Raw genomic sequence first — 16,832 nt, 5'->3', positions numbered from 1 at the left:
CTAAGTTCTCATTTTTTGTACTTTAGAAGAAAAGCAGCAACTTACACAGTTGCTGCTTTCTCTTCTTCTTGTTCTTGTTCCATCTTACGAATTTCAACACGTTTAATTTGGTAAGCGTCTTTTTCTAACACTTTAAATTCATAACCTTCTGCCTCAACGTGTTGTCCTTCTTCGATTTCATGATTTTGCATCATAATCCATCCACCGATTGTATCCACATCATCTTCTTCAATGTGTAATCCAAATAAATCTTTCACTTCTGAGATAAGCACTTTTCCATCAACAATGATATGTTGCTCGTTCACATGTTGAATTGGTGGTGCTTCATCTTCATCATATTCGTCACGAATTTCGCCGACGATTTCCTCCAAGATGTCCTCAAGCGTTACAATTCCAGCTGTTCCTCCGTACTCATCATATAAAACAGCCATCGGAATTCGCTTCTTCTGCATTTGAAGTAATAAATCGTGAATTGGAGTCGTTTCCATCACTTCAATAATCGGACGCATATACGAGCGAATAGATGATAAATCTTTTTGATCCTCGGTCATATATCGAATAAAGAAATCTTTTACGTTGACCATACCGATAATATCATCTTTATCTTCTCCAAAAATCGGATAACGTGTGTATCGCTCATTTTGGATTACTTTCATGTGTTCTTCTACTGAATCTTCCAGATAGAAACCAATGATTTCTGTTCGCGGTACCATAATCTCTTTTGCAATACGATTATCAAATTCAAAAATGTTATTTACATACTTGTATTCAGCCTGATTAATTTCGCCACTTTCATAGCTATCTGAAAGGATAAGGCGTAATTCTTCCTCTGTATGAGCTACTTCATGTTCTGAAGCTGGTTTTAAACCGAATAAGCCAGTTACAACACGCGCTGAACCGTTCAATACCCAAATAAATGGATACATCACTTTATAGAACATCATTAATGGACCCGCCAATAATAACGTTACCCTTTCAGCCTTTTGAATTGCCATCGTTTTTGGAGCTAATTCTCCTACTACAACGTGTAAATACGTCATAATCATAAAAGCAAGACCAAATGTTAATACTGATGAAATAGAAGGATTTAAGTTCCATTTCTCAAATAACGGGTGTAATAACTTTTCAATTGTCGGTTCACCTAACCAACCTAATCCCATAGCTGTAACTGTAATACCTAATTGACAAGCAGATAAATATTCATCTAAATTTGTTGTTACTTTTTTCGCTGCTAAAGCACCGCGTTTTCCTTCTGCAACAAGCTGATCAATACGACTTGAACGTACTTTTACAATCGCAAACTCAGCTGCTACGAAAAATCCAGTAAATGCGATTAAAATCGCAACCATGACTAAATTAAATATTTCCAATGAATCCCCTTAGTTAAAAAACTAAGGTGTCCACCTCCTGTATACTATAATGTTTTCTTATTTCTTTCTTAGAAAACATAGCCCGATACAAAAATTAAAGAGGTCGGATTTCACTTTTTCTATAGTAATAGAGCAAGTGTCTGTATTAAAGCTGTCGTTTGACCAGATAAAGATTTCGATATTTTTTCACGTTGTGAATCAGTCAATCCATCTAAAAGCGGCTTTAACTCTGTTAACTCTGCTTCTAATCGATGAATATGGTCTGTCACTTCATTCACTTGTTTCGAAACGTGTTCATTGATACCGAGCAGCTTCTTCTTCTCCTCGATTTTCTCTTTAATCTCACAAAGCGGCATATGCATTTCTTTGCACTTCTCAATAAATTGTAATGTCTCAACTGCTGTTTCGTCGTAATAGCGATAATTAGATTGAGATCGCTCCGCTTTTAAGATACCTAGATTCGTATAATAATCAATCGTTCGTTTCGACACGTGAGCCATGAGAGCCAACTGTCCGATTCGATACACCTTCCCAACGATCTTCCCCCCTTGTTTATATTACTAACATCATACAATACATAAACTGTACAGTCAAACGTGACGGTTTACTATTCATAATTTATACACAATTCCGCACACATCTAAGTATGTAGTATATTCACAATCTATAACTCTATCTATATAGTTAGATTGCTGTTTTTTCGATATACTGATACTAAAATAGGAAAATGGAATCCCCCGTTCCTTTCAACCTTTCTTACTGTAAAACATATGATAATAATAGTGAAATACAATCATTATTTATGCAATTGGAGGAGATTAAAATCACTAGGACAGTTATCTCTCACTTTTATAACGAGGAGTATTTATTACCATGGTGGCTTATGCATCACACGAAAATATTCGATCACGGTATTTTAATTAATAGAGGTTCTACAGATCGTTCAGTTGAAATTTGCAAATTATTTGCCCCCCACTGGGAAGTACGAGATTCAAGATTCCTTGAATTCGATCCCACTAATACTGACATTGAAGTAATGGAAATTGAGAGAGAAGTTTCAGGTTGGAAGATGGTATTAAATACTACAGAATTTCTTTGCTGTAACAATGTAGAAGAATTTTTCTCATCACTTCATACGTTAGGCCAAAATATGTATGCGATTAGAATGATTGTCATGATTGATAAGCATGATTACAATTATTCAAAACTAAGATATTCTATTCCATTAATAGAGCAACGATACCATGGTCTTTTTCCTTATAAACCAGAAATCGGCTGCGCCTGGAGATTTATACACAATCATCTTGATGGCGCATATTTACCAGGCAGACATTTTACGCGGCACCAACCTATCGTTTATAACTCCCCTTCATTTATTGTTAAATTTTATTTTAGCCCTTGGAACGAACATACAAAGGCAAGAAAATTACAAATAATACCTACCCTTTCAAAAAAGGGCATTCAAATGGGACTTCAATCACATTATGGTCAGTCCCTTGAGCAAATCGAAACTCGATTTTTAGAGTTTAGTAGCCTAACCCAAGATCTTCGTAAGCACCCTGAATATCAACAATTATTCCCTAAATTCAAACCTTAATAGTTCCCATCTGATCATGCTTCACACATTTTTACGCACTTAGTCAAAAACAAAACCATTTGCATACAATATGAATACTGTATATATTATATATTTTTTTAGGAGGAAAAAATGAAAGCTGTTATTCTTGCTGGTGGATATGGGACAAGGATTGGGGAAGAAACACATTTAAAACCGAAACCTATGATTGAAATTGGAACAAAACCTATTTTATGGCACATTATGAGTTTGTATAGCCATTACGGCATTACAGAATTTATTATTTGCTTAGGGTATAAAGGATATGCGATTAAAGAGTTCTTTCTAAATTACAACCTACACATGTCAGATTTCACGATACATTTAAGGGACAATACAATTACTAGCCATTCTCATCGTGTAGAACCGTGGAAAGTTACACTAATCGATACCGGTGTAAATACAGAAACGGGAGGACGAGTGAAAAAGATTCAAAATTTTGTTGGAGACGAACCTTTCTGCCTCACTTATGGCGATGGATTAAGTAACGTAAATATAAAAGAACTTATTGCATTTCATAAAAAACATGGAAAAATGGCAACAGTTACCGCCGTACAACCTCCTGGTAGATTCGGTTCTCTCATATTAGATAAACAGTCTGTAACATCTTTTCAAGAGAAGCCTCTCGGGGATGGCGGATGGGTTAACGGTGGATTTTTCGTTTTAAATCCTGAAGTTTTCAATTATATTAGTGGAGATAAGTCTGTTTTTGAAACAGACACTTTAGTTCAGTTAGTAAACAAAAACGAACTATCAGCATATCAACATACTGGTTTTTGGCATCCGATGGATACATTGCGCGATAAAAATAAATTAGTCGAGCTATGGGAAAGTAATAACGCTCCGTGGAAGGTTTGGTAATATGGCTTCATCATCTTTTTGGAATAAGAAAAAAGTATTTATTACGGGACATACTGGATTTAAAGGCTCTTGGCTCACCCTTTTCTTAGCTTCTTTAGGTGCAGAAGTAGTTGGCTTTTCTTCTCACCCCCCATCGATTCCTAACCTTTTTGAACAATGTAACGTAGCAAAAGAGTGCATAACAATTAAAGGCGACATTACAGATTACAATCCTTTATTCCACGCCCTAAAACATCATAACCCTGACATACTATTTCATTTAGCTGCCCAGCCAATCGTCACCACTTCATATAAAAATCCTATCGAAACATTTAAAACGAATGTTTTAGGCACTGTTCACGTATTAGAAGCTGCAAAACATATAGAAAGTATACGTGGCATCATTAATGTTACAAGTGATAAATGTTATGAAAATGATGGGAGCGGTAACCGGGCATTCGTGGAAATTGACCGACTAGGAGGTTTCGACCCTTATAGTGCTAGTAAAGCTTGCGCTGAAATAGTGGCAACATCCTATCAAAAATCATTCTTCCGTACTAATACTCAGAAACTCGCCTCAGTAAGAGCAGGTAACGTCATCGGTGGTGGGGATTGGGCAGAAGACCGATTATTCCCAGATGTCATTCGTGCATATTTACAAGATGGTACATTAACGATTAGAAACAAAAATGCTATTCGCCCGTGGCAACACGTATTAGATCCTTTACACGGCTATATCCTTTTAGCTGAAAAACTTTGGACAGACGCTGAATATGCAGAAGCATGGAATTTCGGCCCGTTGAACGAACCTAACAGAACCGTTCACGATGTCATTCAATCTGTAATAAAATTATGGAATAAACAACTAACAATCTCTTCCCCCTCTACAAACACTCCTTATGAATCGCCTGTTTTAACACTCGATAGTACAAAAGCAGTAACTAAACTCGGCTGGACTCCTAAGTTATCAACAGATAAGGCTATCACTTGGACTGTTGATTGGTACAAAAAATATGCATCTGGTGAAAATATCGAATCTTTCACGCGACAACAAATCGATGCATTCAAAAATTTATAAGGGGGCTATAAAATGGAACAGAAAAAATGCCGTTTTTGCCACTCATTACTCAGCAACACTTTTTTAGATTTAGGTGTTTCTCCTCTCGCTAACTCATTTGTTTCTCCAGAAAACTCATATAAAATGGAACCATTTTATCCATTGCACACATTTGTTTGTCACTCTTGTTTACTCGTACAATTAGATGAATTTGAATCTCCGCACAATATTTTTCATGACTATTTATACTTTAGCTCTTACTCATCAAGCTGGCTACTGCATGCTAAACAATATGTAGAAATGGCGATTAAGCGCTTCCGCTTAAAGAAACATTCAAAGGTGGTTGAAATCGCGAGTAACGACGGGTACTTATTACAATACTTTCAAAAAGAACATATCGAAACGTTAGGAATTGAACCAGCAAAAAATGTAGCAGAAATCGCTATCCAAAAAGGAATCCCTACTGAAGTGAATTTTTTCAGCAACGACTTAGCAAAAAAATTACCGCAAGCAGATTTAATCATTGCTAATAACGTATTAGCACACGTTCCGAACTTACATGATTTTGTGGCAGGTTTAAAAACGTTATTAAAACAAGACGGAACAATAACAATTGAATTCCCGCACTTATTAAATCTCATATCCTTTAAACAGTTTGATACGATCTACCATGAGCACTTCTCCTATTTCTCACTTATAAGCCTGCAAAAAGTTTTAGCTCACCATCATTTACAAATTGTCGATGTAGAAGAACTTGCAACGCACGGTGGTTCCTTACGTATTTTTGTAAAACATCATAGTGACGAATCAACTATCCATTCTAGTGTTACAAAATTAATCCAAAAAGAAGTAGATCACGGGCTAAATACATTAGATTGTTATCTCCTTTTTTCTAAACGCATCGAGCAATTGAAAATAAATATTTTACAGTTTTTTATCGAAGCGAAAGCTTTAAACAAACAAATTATCGGTTACGGTGCCCCAGCTAAAGGAAACACCCTTTTAAATTATTGCGGGATAGGAAAAGAATTTCTAGCTTATACAGTAGATAAAAACCCTCATAAACAAAATCTCCTTCTACCAGGAACCCGCATTCCAATAAAATCTCCAGAAGAAATAAAACGTACAAAACCTGATTACATTCTTATACTTCCTTGGAATTTAAAAGACGAGATTATGAAAGAATGCTCTTTCATTCGTGATTGGGGCGGCAAATTTTTAGTAACAATACCAGAAGTTGAGGTAATTGAGCCATGAAAAAAATCCTTGTAACAGGCGGTAGCGGATGGATTGGTAAATATGTTGTACATTCTCTTATTCAAAAGGGCTATGAAGTGCACGCCACTTACAATACAAATAAGCCTTCCCATCTTTCTTGCCATTGGCATAAAGTCAACTTACTTTGCGATGAAGAAGTAAAAAAACTCATTTACGACATGAAGCCTAGTCATCTCATTCATTTAGCTTGGGAAGCAGTGCCGCCAGCGTGTTATGTATCTATCAATAATTACTATTGGCTTACATCCAGTATCTCATTGATTCAACACTTCACAACATGCGGCGGAAAGCGAATCGTCGTTGCAGGCACTGGTGCAGAGTATGAATGGTTTAACGGCGTACTATTTGAAAATTCACCGCTTCTTTCCTATAAAACACCGTATTCATTATGTAAAAACGCACTACACTCCTGGCTACAAACGTACGCTGAGCAATTAGGCCTCAGCATGTGTTGGGGCCGTATTTTTCATATGTATGGCCCTCACGAACAAGGGAATCGACTCGTTTCTAACATTATCACTTCTTTATTAAAAAATGAGGAAGCACTATGTACACATGGAAAACAATCAAGAGATTTCCTCCATGTGAGCGACGTCGCTCATGCTCTCGTAACAGTATTAGAACACGACGTTACAGGCACAATCAATATCGCTTCTGGTCAATCTGTACAAATTAAAGAATTAGCATCTATCATTGGGAAAAAGATAGGAAAAGAGCATTTAATTAAACTGGGTGCAATCCCTTTCTCTAAAGATGAACCTTTATTTGTCGGGGTTCATGTAGAACGTTTAAAAACTGAAGTAAACTGGAAACCGACATACGATCTAAATACAGGAATCGAAGAAACAATTTCATGGTGGGAATCATTTATACAAAAGCATAACGGTACGCATCACTAAAACGTAAATCCTTCGTCCCTCTTGCTAATTCCTTATACCATTCTTCTAATCTTTCCGGCGTAATCATATGGTGTGTACCCATCCCCCGATCCTTACTAGCTTCAGAAAGGGTTGGACCAATTTGTAATTTCCTCTTTCTCATCGCATCGTTCCACGGGCTAAACCCAAACCATAATATACAAGCAAGAGGCGGATAAATCATAGACTCATGCGCGGATAAATGTCTTCCAACTGTATAACTTCCGTGTTCATGATTATGAATAAATCTACCTCTTCTCCATAACGTCCATTCTTCTGGTAAATAACCGTGAAATCGCTGTTTCATTAAAGGTATTCCAAAGTTAAGTTCCGGATAACTGTAGTTAGGATCATCAACCATAATAAGCCCTTCTAGCCAATACATCCTCCCTCCCAATTCATTTAGTGATTTCCAAAACTGATTTTTATCTTGCACACAAAGAAACTCAGTCGTATTTAAAATCATTTTCCATCCTTGTATTTCTTGTTCCACCCTCATTACTTCATGATCTGTCGCTAATGCATCAAATTCTGGATTTGCAGAATCTCGTACTTCCCAGTGCGGCGCGAACTTTTTACAAATTTCAACCGAACGATCTGTTGAACCTTTATTAATTAAAATGCCATGATCAAATAGTTTCGTATGATGAGCAAGCCACCACGGTAATAAATACTCTTCGTTATAAAAATGAGAAATAACGGTTGTAGTTATAATAATCTCCTCTTTCTCTATTAATCTATTTTTCATCCTACAACCAATATACTCATAAACTAAAAATATGTTTCCTATATTAATGACCAAATAGTATTACTAATATTTTTGTAAGTTTTCCTTCGGTACCCAGCCATCCTCACCACCTGTTTTTTCACACCAAACCCATCCATTCAATTCTTCTAATCCAATCAATCTTTCTCCAATACTTACATTTAATTCTTTGGCAGTATATTGTTTCGTAATGATTCCTACATCAGTTGTATTTTTCATTATAATTTGCTCCGGAACCCACCCTTTCCGGTCATATTTCTCTTCGTGACAAAACATCCAGTTTTCCCAATTTTCAGGACCATCGTAACTCTCTATCATTTTCACTACATCTCCCTCTTCTAAGCGAATTGGATCAGGATAATTGCTAACATGTGATTTTATCACGATATATTTCATAACAACCTCCAATAATCAGAAAATTAAGTTATAATGTCATTATAACTTAAGAAGGAGGAATACACATGTACTACAACACTTCATTCGAAAACGATCAACCAGTAGGCCGTCTATAAACTAAGGCGGGCATTCATATAACACATACACTATGCCTCGTCTTAGGGAACTCATCATACCCTAAAAATAGACGGAGGTACTTTACATGAAACAAACAATTTTAGGAGCTATATGTTTATCACTAGCAGCAAGTATATGGGGCGGTATGTACGTTGTTAGCAAATATGTACTCGACTTTATCCCTCCACTAACACTCGTTTGGCTACGCTTTATCATTGCTTTTGTTGTTTTGTATATGATTTTAAAAATAGCTGAGAAAAAACAAAAGAAAACAGTAACCATTCACAAAAAAGATTGGCTCCTATTCGCTTGGATTGGATTTATCGGATATTTCATTTCGATCACTTGTCAATTTATCGGAACAAAACTATCCGACGCTCATACAGGATCTTTAGTAACATCAGCTACACCTGCATTTATGGTTATATTTGCAGCGATCATTTTAAAAGAAAAACTAACCGCTCGTAGATTACTATCTACCATCATAGCAACAATCGGTGTCATTATCGTAATCGGATGGGATATTGAAATTGGCTCCTATTTTATCGGTACAATCATATTAGTTGGGGCAGCTATTACGTGGGCTCTACTATCTATTTATGTAAAAATTGCTTCAGCTCGATTTTCATCTTTAGTGATTACAACGTACGCTATATTCTTTTCACTCTTTTTTATTACACCTTTTATGGTATGGGAATTTCAATCAAACCCAATTGAACATATGAACCTATATGTAGTATTAGGCGTACTTTATTTAGGAATCGTCTCAACTGCAGGTGCCTTTTTCCTTTGGAATAAAGGATTAGAATTAATGGATGCAAGCATCGGCTCGTTATTTTTCTTCTTCCAGCCTATTGTTGGATCATTGCTTGGTTGGCTCTTATTAAATGAGACATTAAATAGTAACTTTTTTATTGGTGGTATTCTTATTGTATGTAGTGTTTTTATTACTACTTTTGAAAAGAAATGAAAAACAGGCAGAGATTAATTTATAGAGATAATAATGTCATAAAAAAACGCTAATCATGTTCTGGAATAACGAAGGCAATAGAAAAACACGCATTAATTTTTTACAATATTGCAGAAAACAGAGGAGTTATGGAATCAGTAATTATAGGGAGGCTAAGCGATGAGAGTAGGAATCATAGGAGGTGGCTTTGGTTTAGCAGTTCAAGCACCTATAATAAATACTCATCCTAAGATGAATGTTTCTGCTATTAGTACAATGATACGTCATCAAGTGCCAAAAAATTTATCAACTGCAGACGATTCTCCAGTTCATTATACAGACTGGACCAAAATGTTAGATTTAGAAGAGTTGGACCTTGTATTTGTTAGTTCTCTTCCGATTTATCATTTTGAAATGGTTAAATACGCATTAAACAAAGGTATACATGTAGTGTGTGAGAAACCTTTTACAATGAATAGTGTGGAATCAGAAGAGTTGCTAAGGTTATCTAGTGATACTAATACAAAGGTATTTATTGATTTTGAATGGCGATATCATCCTGCTCGCCAAAAGGTCAAAGAACTTATAAGCGAAGTTGGTGACATCCTTCATTTTGAATATCATATTTCTGCCTCTCAATACCAAAAACTTCAAACTAACAAAAGAGAGTGGATGGGAGAAAAGCAAAAGTTTGGTGGAATGTTAGGAGCTCTAGGAACACATATGGTCGATTGTCTTAGATGGCTTATTCAGGACGAAATTATAACTATCAATGGTTTCATACACACCCACGTCCCAGAAGGTCCAGAAGAACTTAGAGACTCTGATGATGCCTTTTTTATTCATGGTAAAATAGAAGGAAATTGTACCTTTTCAATTCAACTTATCTCAGGAATTCATCACGGATTTGGTTCAAACTTAAAAGTATTTGGAAGTCTTGGAACCATTAACTTAATTGATGATAAAACACTGTTTTTTGGCAAAGCAAGTGAAAGCCTAGAAGAAATAAAAATTGAAACATATACCCAAACCATCCCACCTTTATCGTCAGAGGCAAAAGCTTATTATCCAGCATTTTATCCTTTTTTAGATAAAGTTTACGAGAATATTATTTTTAATAAATCAGACAAGGATTTACCAACCATTGTAGATGGGCATGAAAATCAAATAATTATAGATAACGTACTGTCAAATTAAATTTATTATTCAATAAAATGAAAGTATCTTAGATCACAATTCAATAACTTTATTTTACCCCCGTTCTAAATATAGGACGGGGGTATTCTTGTTTTAGGGTTTAAAATTTTCCGGAGTCTTTTTACCATTAAGTATCTTTGCCAATTCGTATAATTGGGTCCTGATCGTGAAAACCAATACAAATCGGTATATTCCTTTGCACTTCACTACACGCACTCATAAAACTACATACCGTTCTAGCAATTAAATACAAATTTATACCAATTGCCTTTTCATTTATATCAAAGCCATTCTCAGCATACACATCTGCTAATTCTATAGACTTCGGTCCTTCAACATCATATGTCCATTCAGAAGCCCAATCATCATCCTCTTCTTCCAGCGAAAAATACTCTTCACAAATATAAAACTGACTATCCCATTCATTATCAAGATTATATTCAAAATAAATTGCTTTTGCCTCTTCACTAGTAGCGATTTGTATAGCTTCATACAATGCTAGTCGAATACTTTCCTCATATGCTCCTAAATGAATTGCTTTAATTCTCTCTGCATAACCCTTAGACGCTAACATGCAGCAAATATCATAATACTTCCCTTCTATTTGCTCTACTGCTAACGAAAAAACATCTTCTTGCATCTCTTCTAAATACTGAAATATATCCACACTAACTACTCCTCACTCTTTACGCACCCCAATGCGATGGACGGGACAACATTTTCGGTAATTTCGTATGTTTATCCCCTCTCGCCGCATTAACTTGAACTTGCGTTAGAAAAATACTATTAGTAAAATCAGCCCCGCGAATATCTGCATCTCGCAAATCTGCCCCGATAAGGTCTGCTCCTCTTAAATTTGCTCCATTTAAGTTAGCCGCAATTAAGTAAGCTCCTCTTAAATTCGCTCCTTGCAAATCTTTCTTCTTCAAATTTGCTCCCATAAGATCTGCTCCGCGGTGAATGATTCGTTTCTTACGCGCAGTATTCATTTCCTTCCAAACTAGCTCACTCGTTTCTAAAAGTAAAATATTCACTTCTGCACGATGTAATGGGATATTTACTTTCATTAACTCGTCCGCATTTAAATTCGAAAGTCGCTCCGTCTCTTCAATTGCTTTACTTAATTCTTTATGGATCGATTGTGTCGCCTTTAATAAAATAGCCTCATTTAAATACCAAAGCATTTCATGGAGCTGATGCATAACTGGAAAAGCATCATACATTTTTCTCGCATGCTTAGCATCTTTCCGCCAATCCATCCCGTTAAAAGTAACTTGAGAAATCTTCTGTCCAGCGCCAAAACATTCAAATACTGTACAGCCTTTATAACCTTTTCCTCTAAGATCTTTATGTATACTACATTTAAAATCTGACTGTAAGTTGGAACATGGTTTACCACCATCTTTATTCACTGCAAAATCTACCGATGCTGCGAACGGTAATGCAACGCAACATAAGCCGAAGCATTTTTCGCAGTTTGCTTTTAAATGATAAAAATTAATATCTTCTTTATTTTTATGAATATCTTTTTCTCCAATCAAACCATATTCCCCCTGTTATACTCACTTAAACTTTATCTTTATACACCATTTATTATGTATCATACTGTTTCCCCAAACATTTTAAAAAGAGTCTTTCCAATTTTCTCAGTTCTAGCAATTACATATATTACTCTTTGCTTATTAAAATCGCAAATTGGTTTTGCTAACAACGGTAAATGACCAATGTGTTCTGAAATTGTTCTTGGTACAATTGTAACTCCAGCCCCAGAAGCAACCATACCAAGAATAAAATCTCTAAATGAGACTTCAGTACTAATATTAGGCTTTACTTTCCATTTCTCATACTCCTCAATTATCGCTCTGCGTATATCACATCCATCAGGATACATTACTAGGCGTTCAAGCAATAATTGATTCATGAAAACAATATCTTGTTGATGAAATGAATGTTCCTTTTGAAAAACTACATCATATGATTCTTTGAATAATTCTTTATTCCAATAATTTTTAGGCACCCACTTTTCATCTATTAAACCAGCATCTATTTTCCCGCTCAATAGATCTTCCATTATCTCCTTTGACATATCATACACATTCGTATTTATTTTTACATTTTCATCCTTATAATTAACAAGTTTTTGAGGTAGATAAAATGCTGCAAGACTAGGAAGTAAACCCAATGTTATATCCACCCTTTCTCCAAACTTGTTCATATCTTTTTTTATAATTTCCCAGTCCTCAAGGAGTGAAGTAGTTCTTTTTTGAAACTGAACACCCGCTTCTGTCAATTGTATTCCTTGCGGTGATCTATGTAATAATTCTACACCTAACTCGTCCTCCAACTTTCTAATTTGCTTGCTTACTGCCGGTTGTGTCATATGAAGATGTTCTGCCACTTTCGAAAAACTTTTATACTCCGCACAAATTAGAAAACAACGTAACCAATCAATATCCACGTTCCACATCCCCTTGTTAAAACTTTTTATTATACCCTTCAAAAATAATGGAAATTCTCACTCTTTATAATACATAGTATCCTTTCGATATAACAATAAATCAAACCTATAAAGGAGCATGAAAATGAAACAAATATCTGAAAATACCGCACTTATTTTAGTTGATGTTCAAAAAGGATTCAACGATGCATATTGGGGAAATCGTAACAATCCTCATGCTGAATCAAATATGAAGCTCATTCTACAAACATGGCGAGATACAAATCGACCTGTTATTCATATACAGCACATTTCAAATAAAGAAAATCATCCTTTAAGAGAAGATTTCATCGGTAGTGAATTTCAAGAATTCGCTATTCCACTTATAAATGAACCCGTATTCAAAAAAAACGTGAACAGTGCTTTTATTGGAACCGAATTAGAATCCTATTTACGAAAACACAATTATGAAACCATCGTAATTATAGGTTTAACAACTGATTATTGTGTTTCTACAACAGTCCGAATGGCTGGTAATTTAGGTTTCTCTACCTATGTAATTTCTGATGCTACTGCTACATTTGATAGAATTGCATACGATGGGAAATATTATTGCGCTAACGATATCCACAAATTTGCTTTACTAAGCCTTCACGAAATGTTTGCAACAGTTTTAACGACCAATGATCTATTAAATATAACAACATACGAATCTTCATCCTTATAAATTTTCAAATGAAAAATTTAATATAAAATAAAGTTACAAATGACATCCAATAAACAATAATCACTTTCATTTTAAATTGCAGTTTCCACCATTAAACATTATCATTAAATTATAAAAATTCAAACAAAAAGGGGAGTTACTATGGCACTACAAATGAAAACAAACTGTCAAATTTGCGATCAATCGCTCGAACAAGATTCTGAAGCATACATTTGCGTGTATGAATGTACATTTTGTGCACCATGTACAGAAGAAAGACACAACGTTTGCCCAAACTGCGGCGGCGAATTAGTACGTAGACCTAAGAAAAAACAGTAAAAAGCAAAGCGATATCGCTTTGCTTTTTACTGTTTTTGAGGATTTGAAATTATATCAACGATTTTTCAAATATATCGAACACAACTTCAACACAACTTAAACATTTAAAAACTTCACACAAACAGGCTCTGGCACAACAACATCAGATTGTAAAAGAGTTAGCTTCCCTGTCGTTTCATCTCTTGAAAATAGCACAAGATTATGCGACTTTTCATTTGAAGCAACAAGAAACTTTTCAGTAGGATCTAATACAAAGTCTCTTGGCCAATTTCCTTCTGTAGATGTATGTGCAACAAATGTAAGCTGACCTAAATTTTCATCTACGCTGAAAACAGCAATACTATTATGGCCGCGATTACCTGCATATACAAAGCGGCCATCAGAAGAAATATGAATCGCACTTCCTTGATTATTTTCATCAAATGCTCCAGGAACGGTAGAAATATACTGTAATTCTGTAAATGTTCCTTCTGCTGGATTATATGTTAACACAATAACCTCTGAGCTAAGCTCTGTCATCACATATGCATATTTTCCATTCGGATGAAATGTAATATGTCTCGGACCACTTCCTGGATTTACAGACAAGCTATTCACTTCTTTTAATACACTATCTTTTATTTCATACGTAAGTATTTTATCAATCCCTAAATCAACACCCACTACATACTTTTCATCAGGCGTATATCCCGCGTAATGTGCATGCGGTTTCTCTTGTCTTTCTTTGTTCGGACCTGAACCTTCATGTGCCATAATAGATGTGGCAGGATTTACAGTTCCATCTTCTTCATTAACTACAAAAGACTCGATCGTTCCTTTATGGTAATTCGCTGTAACTACCGTACGATTTCTACTATCAACACTCACATGACAAGGAGAAGCCCCTTCCACTACTTGTCTATTTTCTTCCGTTAACTCTCCCGTTTTACTATCAATCGAATAAGCAGCCACACCACCAGATTCGCCTTCCTTAACAACGGAATAGAGATATTCATTATTTTTGCTAATCGTTACATATGTAGGGTTATCCAGCTTAGCCGCAAGTGTTACATGACTAATTTTCTTTGCTTCCGTGTCTAAAATAAACTTATATATTCCTTCACTTTTTTCTTTCGTGTAAGTTCCAACATACCCAATAAACTCTTTGTTATCCTTCATTTCCATAACCCTCTCTCCCTAAATTTTTTGTTCATCATACTTCTTAACATATTTTATGTTGAAAGAGTATCCTAAAAAATTGGAGTACCTCTTTATACGTTACCATATTTCCCTGTTAAATAGCCTTTAAACCCACTTTTTTTGATACGCTGCTATACTTTCATATTCTTCTTCCAATTGACGGGACAGACGAATATAGATTGGTGTTAAATCTTTATATTTTTCCACACTTTCCATGTTTGGTTCATGGTGGAAATTCGCACCTACCATTTCAGAAACTACATGTAACGTATCTACTTCACCTAAACTATATAAACCGAGGATTGCAGCTCCTAAGCAAGAGCTTTCGAAACTTTCCGGAACATATACATCTTGATGAAAAATATCCGCCATCATCTGTCTCCAAAGTTCCGATCTTGCAAAACCACCTGTCGCTTGAATTTTTTTCGGTTCACCAATTAGCTCTTTTAAAGCAAGAAGAACGGTGTATAAATTATAAATTACTCCTTCTAACACAGCACGGATAAGATGTTCTTTCTTATGATGCAATCCAAGTCCAAAGAAAGATCCTCGCGCATTTGCATTCCATAAAGGAGCTCTTTCTCCTGCTAAATACGGGTGAAATAATAAACCGTCGGACCCCGGACTCACTTTTGCTGCTATTTCAGTAAGCACTTCATATGGATCTTTTCCTAACCGTTTCGCAAGCTCAATCTCTGAAGTGCCTAATTGATCGCGAGCCCATCTGAAAATCATACCACCGTTATTAACTGGTCCACCAATTACCCAATGGTCTTCAGTTAGGGCGTAACAAAAAATTCTACCTTTCGGATCAGTTACAGGACGATTTGTTACAGCACGTATCGCACCGCTTGTACCAATTGTAACAGCAACAACACCAGGGTCAATTGCATTTACACCTAAATTCGATAGTACACCATCACTCGCTCCTACTACAAAAGGAGTAGAAACAAGTATATTCATCTCTTTTGCAAGTTCTTCATCTAATCCTGTTAAACTGTGCGTCGTTGGAACAAGTTTAGAAAGCTTTTCATCTGTAATTCCCGCAACACGTAAAGCCTCTTCATCCCATTTTAAAGATTTCAAATTGAACATTCCTGTTGCTGATGCTATAGAATAATCAATTACATACTCCTTATATAACTTATAAAAAACATACTCTTTAATAGAAATAAATTTATAACTTTTCGCGAACAATTCTGCCTGCTCATTCTGTAACCAAACTAATTTCGAAAGTGGTGACATCGGATGAATTGGTGTCCCAGTCCGTAAATAAATTTCATGACCATTCATATCATTCTTTATTTTCTCTGCCCAGCTTGCACTTCTATTATCTGCCCAAGTGATACATCTCGTTAACGGCTTTCCCTTCTCATCTACAGCAATGATACTATGCATTGCCGAACTAAAAGAAACACAAACAATATCATGCGGCTGTACACTACTTGATCGTACAGTTTCTTTAATCGTATGTATTACTGCATGAAAAATTTCTTCTGGGTCTTGTTCTGCTGTTTCAGGCGTAGGAGAATATAAAGGATATTCAATTCCATGACTTGCAATAACAGATCCCTCAGTAGAAAATAGAACCGATTTTGTACTAGTTGTCCCAATATCTACACCAATCATATATTTTGAGCTCACCATTTCTTCCTCCTAACAAAAAATT

18 protein-coding genes are annotated in these 16,832 nt (G+C 35.6%); 9 read left to right on the top strand and 9 right to left on the bottom strand.

The annotated features are described in order from the left end of the window. Positions 1–41: 41 nt before the first annotated feature. Positions 42–1,370 carry a hemolysin family protein gene (locus PDK19_RS22920; RefSeq protein WP_000402270.1) on the bottom strand — a complete coding sequence of 443 codons (1,329 nt, stop codon included), beginning with the start codon at positions 1,368–1,370 and terminating at the stop codon, positions 42–44. A gap of 119 nt (positions 1,371–1,489) precedes the next feature. Next, positions 1,490–1,897: a MerR family transcriptional regulator gene (locus PDK19_RS22915; protein WP_000285644.1), complete on the bottom strand. Its 408-nt coding sequence runs from the start codon at positions 1,895–1,897 to the stop codon at positions 1,490–1,492. A gap of 275 nt (positions 1,898–2,172) precedes the next feature. On the opposite strand from PDK19_RS22915, the gene PDK19_RS22910 reads away from it, so the two are divergent. From PDK19_RS22910 to PDK19_RS22890, 5 genes are all read left to right on the top strand, one after another. Beyond that, a complete protein-coding gene (locus PDK19_RS22910; protein ID WP_041184588.1) occupies positions 2,173–2,967 on the top strand; it encodes a glycosyltransferase family 2 protein in 795 nt (264 codons plus the stop codon). Between the two features lie 111 nt (positions 2,968–3,078). Next, positions 3,079–3,846 carry a glucose-1-phosphate cytidylyltransferase gene (gene rfbF / locus PDK19_RS22905; RefSeq protein WP_000648791.1) on the top strand — a complete coding sequence of 256 codons (768 nt, stop codon included), beginning with the start codon at positions 3,079–3,081 and terminating at the stop codon, positions 3,844–3,846. Between the two features lies 1 nt (position 3,847). Next, the gene (rfbG, locus tag PDK19_RS22900; RefSeq protein ID WP_000168646.1) at positions 3,848–4,903 is read left to right on the top strand and encodes a CDP-glucose 4,6-dehydratase; all 1,056 of its coding nucleotides are present in this window, start codon (positions 3,848–3,850) and stop codon (positions 4,901–4,903) included. Positions 4,904–4,915: 12 nt separating this feature from the next. After that, entirely contained in the window at positions 4,916–6,139 is a 1,224-nt protein-coding gene (locus PDK19_RS22895; protein WP_049113069.1) for a class I SAM-dependent methyltransferase, read from the top strand. Beyond that, positions 6,136–7,059 (top strand): NAD-dependent epimerase/dehydratase family protein, encoded by a 924-nt coding sequence (locus PDK19_RS22890; RefSeq protein ID WP_049113067.1) that lies wholly within the window; start codon positions 6,136–6,138, stop codon positions 7,057–7,059. Before PDK19_RS22895 ends, PDK19_RS22890 begins: the two co-directional genes overlap by 4 nt. On the opposite strand, the gene PDK19_RS22885 is transcribed toward PDK19_RS22890, so the two are convergent. Together PDK19_RS22885 and PDK19_RS22880 are read right to left on the bottom strand one after the other, a co-directional pair. Beyond that, complete coding sequence (locus PDK19_RS22885; protein WP_049113065.1) at positions 7,028–7,825, bottom strand: glycosyltransferase family 2 protein; 798 nt, start codon at positions 7,823–7,825, stop codon at positions 7,028–7,030. The genes PDK19_RS22890 and PDK19_RS22885 overlap by 32 nt on opposite strands. A gap of 63 nt (positions 7,826–7,888) precedes the next feature. Then, positions 7,889–8,239, bottom strand: coding sequence for an SH3 domain-containing protein (locus PDK19_RS22880; protein ID WP_000875278.1), 351 nt, complete (start codon positions 8,237–8,239; stop codon positions 7,889–7,891). Between the two features lie 202 nt (positions 8,240–8,441). Here PDK19_RS22880 and PDK19_RS22875 point away from each other — a divergent pair, with 202 nt between their 5' ends. Together PDK19_RS22875 and PDK19_RS22870 are read left to right on the top strand one after the other, a co-directional pair. Further along, the gene (locus tag PDK19_RS22875; protein ID WP_000814740.1) at positions 8,442–9,326 is read left to right on the top strand and encodes a DMT family transporter; all 885 of its coding nucleotides are present in this window, start codon (positions 8,442–8,444) and stop codon (positions 9,324–9,326) included. 159 nt (positions 9,327–9,485) lie between these two features. After that, positions 9,486–10,502: a Gfo/Idh/MocA family protein gene (locus PDK19_RS22870; RefSeq protein WP_270708103.1), complete on the top strand. Its 1,017-nt coding sequence runs from the start codon at positions 9,486–9,488 to the stop codon at positions 10,500–10,502. 127 nt (positions 10,503–10,629) lie between these two features. Here the strand turns inward: PDK19_RS22870 and PDK19_RS22865 are convergent, their stop codons facing one another. From PDK19_RS22865 to PDK19_RS22855, 3 genes are read right to left on the bottom strand one after another with little or no spacing between them, the layout of a single operon-like run. After that, positions 10,630–11,169, bottom strand: a complete 540-nt coding sequence (locus PDK19_RS22865) for a hypothetical protein (RefSeq protein WP_242296415.1) — start codon at positions 11,167–11,169, stop codon at positions 10,630–10,632. A 19-nt stretch (positions 11,170–11,188) separates the two neighbouring features. After that, the gene (locus tag PDK19_RS22860) at positions 11,189–12,043 is read right to left on the bottom strand and encodes a pentapeptide repeat-containing protein (RefSeq protein ID WP_431077470.1); all 855 of its coding nucleotides are present in this window, start codon (positions 12,041–12,043) and stop codon (positions 11,189–11,191) included. Positions 12,044–12,102: 59 nt separating this feature from the next. Then, complete coding sequence (locus tag PDK19_RS22855) at positions 12,103–12,969, bottom strand: LysR family transcriptional regulator (RefSeq protein ID WP_229196206.1); 867 nt, start codon at positions 12,967–12,969, stop codon at positions 12,103–12,105. Positions 12,970–13,084: 115 nt separating this feature from the next. Between PDK19_RS22855 and PDK19_RS22850 the strand changes: the two genes are divergently transcribed. Then, positions 13,085–13,666: a cysteine hydrolase family protein gene (locus PDK19_RS22850; RefSeq protein ID WP_000809831.1), complete on the top strand. Its 582-nt coding sequence runs from the start codon at positions 13,085–13,087 to the stop codon at positions 13,664–13,666. A 141-nt stretch (positions 13,667–13,807) separates the two neighbouring features. Continuing rightward, complete coding sequence (locus PDK19_RS22845) at positions 13,808–13,984, top strand: DUF1272 domain-containing protein (protein ID WP_001207874.1); 177 nt, start codon at positions 13,808–13,810, stop codon at positions 13,982–13,984. Positions 13,985–14,080: 96 nt separating this feature from the next. On the opposite strand, the gene PDK19_RS22840 is transcribed toward PDK19_RS22845, so the two are convergent. Both PDK19_RS22840 and gntK read right to left on the bottom strand, forming a co-directional pair. Then, positions 14,081–15,148 (bottom strand): lactonase family protein, encoded by a 1,068-nt coding sequence (locus PDK19_RS22840; RefSeq protein ID WP_074567528.1) that lies wholly within the window; start codon positions 15,146–15,148, stop codon positions 14,081–14,083. A 120-nt stretch (positions 15,149–15,268) separates the two neighbouring features. Beyond that, on the bottom strand, positions 15,269–16,810 hold the full coding sequence (gene gntK, locus PDK19_RS22835; protein ID WP_049114336.1) for a gluconokinase: 1,542 nt from the start codon (positions 16,808–16,810) through the stop codon (positions 15,269–15,271). Positions 16,811–16,832: the final 22 nt, after the last annotated feature.

The organism is Bacillus cereus group sp. BcHK124 (assembly GCF_027712065.1).
In the GTDB taxonomy this organism is placed as follows: domain Bacteria; phylum Bacillota; class Bacilli; order Bacillales; family Bacillaceae_G; genus Bacillus_A; species Bacillus_A pacificus.
This window is presented reverse-complemented; position numbering and strand designations above follow the sequence as displayed.